Below are 6,791 nucleotides of genomic sequence, written 5' to 3'. Positions count from 1 at the left end.
AACACCTGGGGCCTTGGATTTTCTGAGAACAACGATGTGTTTATATCGACTGCTAATAATTCGCACAGCGATTATCTGGGCATTCCTCTATCATACATTAATAAAATTGGTATGCCGCCTATGACCTCTGTGTTAAAGATTGACGGGCATTATAATATGCACGTGGTAACCAAAAATTTAAGACAGGTGGATGTGCACGATGGTTTTACCGCTGCCGCGGGACATAATTTATATACCGCCCGTAATTTCCCGCAGGAGTATTGGAACCGTATTGCTTTTGTGAACGAGCCTACAGGGCGTGTAATACATCGGGCTATTTTGGAACCGGACGGATCGGGTTTTAAGGAAAAAGATGGTTGGAATTTTTTAGCGAGCGCGGATGAATGGTTGGCCCCGGTACAGTCTGAGGTGGGTCCTGACGGCGCCCTATGGGTGGCCGACTGGTATAACTTCATCATTCAGCACAATCCGACGCCAAAGGGTTTTGAGAACGGAAAAGGTAATGCCTACATAAACCCTTTACGCGACCGGACACATGGTCGTATTTACCGCATAGTTTATGACAATGCAAAGCCATCGACCATAAAAAAATTGGATAAAAGCAATCCCGACCAATTGGTAGCTGCTCTGCAAAATGACAATATGTTTTGGCGCATGACTGCACAACGGCTAATTGTGGAGGGTGGATATAAACAATTAGCGCCAAATCTATATGCACTTATTCAAAATAAAGATATTGATGCAATCGGTATCAATGCAGCCGCCATACATGCTTTGTGGACGCTGAAGGGCTTGGGCATGCTCGATGGCTCTGATCAACAAGCTATAAGTGTAGCTGAAGGCGCATTGACACATCCGTCAGCAGGCGTAAGAAAGGCTGCTTTGCAGGTGTTACCATCAACCACCAAATCAATGTCGGCTATTCAAAACGCGGGGCTTTTAAACGACGTTAACCTAAATACACGCTTGGCCGCTATTTTGGCAATTGCCGATATGCCGCAATCGGACAGCATGGGGATAACCTTGCAAGCCATGCAGAAAATGCCGCAGAATATGAACGATTATTGGATCAGCAAGGCTTTGCAAGCTGCTATTGCAACGCACGTAAAAGGCGCAGCGGATGAGATTAAAGCCGCTAACATCGCAGCCAACAACAGGTCAAGGATGTCTAACGCCAAACCAGATCAGGTGGTTAAAATAAATGTGGTTCAAAATGCAATGAAGTTTGATACCAAAGCTTTCACTGTTAAGGCAGGCAGTTTGGTTGAGGTTGATTTTTCAAATCCTGATTTTATGCAGCATAACTTCCTGATCCTTCAAAAAGGGAGCCTCGAAAAAGTAGGTGCTGCGGCAGATAAACTGGCACAAGATCCAAAAGGATTAGAACAAAGCTATATCCCGAAAATGCCCGAGGTGTTATGGTCGACTAAATTAATTGATCCGCAGCAGCATACGACTTTGAAATTTCGTGTACCTGCCGATGCGGGCGACTATCCTTTTATTTGTTCGTTCCCGGGCCATTGGCGTATAATGAACGGCTTAATGCATGTTGTAAAATAAACCTGTAAACCATGATCAATCAAACTTTGAGTAAGAATGCGGAAAGTTCCGCGCCAGACATGAAGCTTTTTTATGCCTGCTTCATTTCATTAGTAACAACCGCCTTCGGTTTTATCTTGCGTGCCATTGTGTTACCCCAATGGGGCGTCGATTTCAAGCTAACTCAAACCCAGTTAGGAGAAATAGCCGGGGTTGGCTTGTGGCCGTTTGCTATTAGTATAGTATTGTTTAGTCTGGTCATTGATCGCATTGGTTATAAAACGGCCATGTTCTTTGCCGTATTCTGTCATATTGCTTCGGCTATCATCACCATTTTCGCCACAGGGTATTGGATGCTTTATATTGGTTCGTTTATCTGCGCCATAGGTAACGGTACAGTAGAAGCGGTGGCTAATCCTGTTGTCGCCACCATGTTCCCGAAACAAAAAATTAAATGGTTAAGCAGGCTACACGCCGGCTGGGCCGGTGGTTTGGTTTTGGGCGGGTTAATGGCCTTGTTGCTTGGGGTTAATACCCAATGGGAATATAAGATAGCTTTGATACTTATCCCTACCCTAATATATGGGGTGATGACTATATCAAGAAAATTCCCGGTAAACGAACGTGTACAGGCGGGAGTATCCTACAAAGAAATGCTCCAGGAGGTAGGCGCAGGCGGCGCATTAATTATAGTGGCGTTGATAGTATTTCAGTTAGGCGCAGTATTTGCCTGGCCCACCGCCGCTAATATCGTCATCACTTTACTGATAACAGCGGGGTTTGGCTATTACACCCGTAGTTTCGGGCAGCCCCTGTTCATTATATTGTTGTTGATCATGATTCCCTTGGCAACAACTGAGTTAGGTACCGATAGCTGGATAACCGACTTGATGACACCCGAAATGAATAAGATTGGCTTTCAAGCCGGATGGGTATTGATATATACATCGGCCATTATGTTTGCGCTGCGATTTTTTGCCGGGCCAATATCACATCGGTTCTCGTCGCCGGGGTTATTGGCCATATGTTCGGCAATTGCAGCTGTTGGTTTATATGTCATGTCTTTTTCGGCAGGGAGTCTGATCCTGATTGCGGCAACTATTTATGGACTGGGCAAATCCTTTTTCTGGCCAACTATGTTGGGTATGGTATCTGAACGATTTCCAAAAGGCGGCGCATTAACATTAAATATTACCGGTGGATTGGGTATGATAGCTGCCGGCGTTATTGGCGCCGGTATATTAGGCTTTATCCAGGACAAATCTGTCGACCAAAAAATAACAGCTTATGATCGTACACATCAAACGGCTATCCATAATACCTACGTAACAGAGCAAAAAACAAGTCTTTTTGGAGACTATAAGGCGCTTGATCAAACTAAACTGGCTACCGCAAATGCAAACGAACAATTAACGGTTACAACTATTCGCGACGGGGCAAAAAAAGAAGCATTACGGTACATCGTAATTTTTCCGCTGATTATGCTGGCCAGCTATCTGCTGCTGATCCTCTATTTCAAATCAAAAGGCGGATATAAGGCAATAGCACTGAACCAAACGGAAGAACTGGAAGCCACGCCTTATTAAACAATAATAACATGTCACTACCAATAAAATTCGGTGTTAGTACATGGCTTTTTACTTCGCCATTTCAAACATCATCTATTGAGGAACTATTTCCTAAAATTGCCGAAATGGGCTTTGATGCTGTTGAAATAGCGGTCGAAGATCCGGCATTGATAGACGGAGAAGCAGTAAAATCTGCACTGCAAAAATATAATTTAAAAGCCATCGTCTGTGGTGCTTTCGGTCCTATCCGCGACCTGACAAACGATGATCCGGCTATTCATCAGATCTGCTTTAAATACATTGAAGAATGTTTGGATTTATGTGTTATGTGGGATACCGGCTTTTTTGCCGGCCCTATGTATTCGGCAGTCGGTAAGGCGCGTATGTTACCGCCGGCGAAACGGAAAGCGGAGTGGGACCTTGCTGTAACCAATTTGCGCAGGGTTTGCGACATGGCACAACGGCGCGGTTTAGAAATAGCGCTCGAACCGCTCAACCGTTTTGAGTCAGACTTGGTAAATACGGCCAGCGATGTGATCAGGTTAGTAAATGACATTGATCATCCTTCGGCTAAAGTGATCCTTGACGGGTTTCATATGGGCATTGAAGAACCAAATGTTGAAGACGCCATCAAGTTAGTTGGCGACAAGCTGATTCATTTACAGGTTGCCGAAAATTACCGCGGAGCTCCCGGTACCGGCCAAACAAACTGGGATGCATACAGGCGAGGTCTTGAAGCTATCAATTATAAGGGAACCGTATCTATTGAAAGTTTTACGCCCAACAATCAAGAATTGGCAGAAGCGGTTTGCATTTGGTACCCCTTGGCTTTGAGCCAGGAAAACTTTGCCATTGAGGGCCTTAATTTTTTAAAACAATGGGCACAATAGCCCGAAACTTTATTATATATGGAAAATAAAAAAATTAACATTGCAATTATAGGTTTAGGTTTTGGTGCCGAGTTTATTCCCATTTATCAACACCATCCTAATGCAAATATGTACGCCATTTGCCAGCGCGATCACAAAAAGCTGCATGAAGTGGGCGATGCTTTCGGCGTAGAAAAACGTTATACAGATTATGATGAATTACTGCGTGACCCCGACATTGACGCGGTACATATTAACACGCCTATTCAAAATCACGCCGAGCAATCTATAAAAGCATTACGTGCAGGTAAACATGTTGCTTGTACAGTACCCATGGCAACAACGGTTGAAGAATGCCGTCAGATTGTAGAGGCCGTAAAAGAAACCGGTTTAACTTATATGATGATGGAGACAGTGATATACAGCCGGGAATTTTTGTTTGTAAAAGAATTATATGAAAAAGGCGAGTTGGGGCGTCTGCAATTTTTAAGGGCGTCGCATCAACAAGAAATGGCCGGTTGGCCCGGCTATTGGGAAGGTTTACCGCCGATGCATTATGCCACCCATTGTGTGGGGCCGGTTCTGGCTTTGGCCAAAGCGGATGCCGAGTATGTTTCATGCTTTGGTTCGGGTCGTATTGATGAAAATTTGATCAGTAAATATGGTTCGCCATTCGCTATAGAAAGCTGCCATATTAAGTTCAAAGACTCTGATCTTGCTGCCGAGGTAACCCGTTCGCTATTTAACACAGCAAGGCAATATCGCGAAAGTTTTGATGTATATGGCTCTAAGAAAACATTCGAGTGGACGCTAATAGAGCATGAACCCTCTGTTATTCATACAGGTGAAACACCTGAAAGAGTGACTATACCTGATTATGCACATTTATTACCCGAAGAAATTCAAGCATTTACTACAGGTGGTGTGTATGATGCAAATAGCAATCAGCACTTGTCGTTTATACAAGGCTCTGGCCATGGTGGTTCACATCCGCACCTGGTTAATGAATTTGTTTCGGCATTGGTTAATAAAAGGCAGCCTTTCCCTAATGCCAGACAGTCGGCAAATATTACCTGCGTGGGCATTTTGGCGCATGAGTCGGCAATGGATGGCGGTAAAAAAATAAATCTTCCTGATTTTACCTTAATTGATTAGTGATATGGAAAGAAGAACATTACTTAAAGGGATTGCCGCAAGCATTTCATCCTTGTATATTTCAAAAAGTTATGCCGGCAGGTTATTAAAAGCACCGTATGCGGCATCTGCTTTTCAACCCACTTGGGATTCGTTGGCACAATACCAGGTGCCTAACTGGTTTCGTGACGCTAAATTTGGCATGTGGGCGCATTGGGGGCCACAATGTCAACCTGAACGCGGCGACTGGTATGCTCGTGGCATGTATCAGGAGGGTAGTGATCAATACAAGTTTCATTGTCAAAAATATGGACACCCGTCGAAATTTGGCTTTAAGGACGTCATCAATGAATGGAAAGCCGAAAACTGGAATCCCGATGAATTAGTTGGCCTTTACAAACGGGCGGGAGCAAAATACTTTATGGCGCTTGCCAACCACCACGACAATTTCGATCTGTATCACAGTACCCATCAGCCATGGAACTCAACCCGAATGGGCCCGAAAAAAGATTTGATTCGCGGTTGGGCAAATGCAGCTAAGAAACATGATCTGCCATTTGGTGTCAGTATCCATGCAGCACATGCCTGGAGTTGGATGGAGCCATCGCAAAGATCAGACAAAAATGGTCAGCTTACCGGTGTTCCTTATGACGGGAAGCTGACTAAAGCAGATGGAGATGGTAAATGGTGGCATGGAGAAGACCCTCAGGAACTTTATGCACAAAATCACCCACTAAGCAAAGACAGCTTAAATAACGGGACTATTCACAGCCAGTGGAATTGGGGCAACGGTGTTACTCCTCCATCTACGGAATACTGTGAAAAATTCTATAAGCGAACGTTGGAGCTTATTGATAAATATGGTGTTGAAATGTTGTATTTTGACGATACTGCCCTACCCTTATGGCCGGTTAGCGACGCCGGACTCCGTATTGCAGCGCATATGTATAACACCAGTATTAAAAAGCATGGTAAATTAAACGCGGTGATCTTTGGTAAGATATTGAATGAGCAACAGCGTAAATGCATGGTTTGGGATATTGAACGTGGACAGAGCAATCAAATAGAGTCATTCCCGTGGCAAACCGACACTTGTATCGGCGGCTGGCATTATGATCGTCGTATATATGAGAATGGTCATTATAAGAGTGCCAAAACTATTATACAAACCCTGGTCGACATTGTCAGTAAGAACGGAAACCTGTTGTTAAATATTCCTGTCCGCGGAGACGGAACTATTGACGATAAAGAAAGGATGGTTGTAGAGGGAATTGCAGACTGGATGCATATAAATAGTGAAAGCATCTATGGTACGCGGCCCTGGAAAATCTTTGGTGAAGGCCCGGCTATTGCGGCAAGTGCGCCGCTTAGCGCACAAGGTTTCAATGAAGGTAAGGGAAAACCATTTGGGCCGGAAGATATCCGTTTTGCGACAAAGGGGAAAGTGCTATATGCTACAATGTTTGGCTGGCCCGCAAACCAAAAGGCTACGATAAAAGCACTTAATGCAAATGCCGGACGGGTAGACAGAGTTACATTGCTGAGTAACGGTCAAAAACTGAACACTGAGCAAACCGCAGATGGCCTCGTGGTCAATTTGCCTGATCAACAGATTGGCGAGAATGCTTTTGTGTTTAAGATTGAAGGATCAATAATATAGTTTGGTTAAAATGGATTAGGC

Annotated in this window: 5 protein-coding genes; all 5 read left to right on the top strand. The window is 44.2% G+C overall.

Features of this window, described 5'->3' with window-relative positions:
• Window positions 1-1,560, top strand: a 1,560-nt coding sequence (locus tag VL525_RS12895) for a DUF7133 domain-containing protein (protein ID WP_325387183.1), incomplete at its 5' end; no start/stop codon positions are given.
• Window positions 1,561-1,571: 11 nt separating this feature from the next.
• Complete coding sequence (locus VL525_RS12890; RefSeq protein ID WP_325387181.1) at window positions 1,572-3,125, top strand: MFS transporter; 1,554 nt, start codon at window positions 1,572-1,574, stop codon at window positions 3,123-3,125.
• Between the two features lie 11 nt (window positions 3,126-3,136).
• Complete coding sequence (locus VL525_RS12885; protein WP_325387178.1) at window positions 3,137-3,997, top strand: sugar phosphate isomerase/epimerase family protein; 861 nt, start codon at window positions 3,137-3,139, stop codon at window positions 3,995-3,997.
• An 18-nt stretch (window positions 3,998-4,015) separates the two neighbouring features.
• Window positions 4,016-5,131 carry a Gfo/Idh/MocA family oxidoreductase gene (locus VL525_RS12880; RefSeq protein ID WP_325387176.1) on the top strand — a complete coding sequence of 372 codons (1,116 nt, stop codon included), beginning with the start codon at window positions 4,016-4,018 and terminating at the stop codon, window positions 5,129-5,131.
• 4 nt (window positions 5,132-5,135) lie between these two features.
• Complete coding sequence (locus VL525_RS12875) at window positions 5,136-6,770, top strand: alpha-L-fucosidase (protein WP_325387173.1); 1,635 nt, start codon at window positions 5,136-5,138, stop codon at window positions 6,768-6,770.
• The last annotated feature ends 21 nt before the right edge of the window (window positions 6,771-6,791 follow it).

The sequence above is a fragment of the Mucilaginibacter sp. genome, from assembly GCF_035492695.1.
In the GTDB taxonomy this organism is placed as follows: Bacteria; Bacteroidota; Bacteroidia; order Sphingobacteriales; family Sphingobacteriaceae; genus Mucilaginibacter.
Note: the sequence above shows the minus strand (reverse complement) of the source record. Positions and strands in the feature narration are given on the sequence as shown.

What these genes read in the sequence shown, in the direction of transcription:
- VL525_RS12890 (WP_325387181.1), top strand. Translation starts at nt 1,572, where the DNA reads ATGATCAATCAAACTTTGAGTAAGAATGCGGAAAGTTCCGCGCCAGAC.
- VL525_RS12885 (WP_325387178.1), top strand. Translation starts at nt 3,137, where the DNA reads ATGTCACTACCAATAAAATTCGGTGTTAGTACATGGCTTTTTACTTCG.
- VL525_RS12880 (WP_325387176.1), top strand. Translation starts at nt 4,016, where the DNA reads ATGGAAAATAAAAAAATTAACATTGCAATTATAGGTTTAGGTTTTGGT.
- VL525_RS12875 (WP_325387173.1), top strand. Translation starts at nt 5,136, where the DNA reads ATGGAAAGAAGAACATTACTTAAAGGGATTGCCGCAAGCATTTCATCC.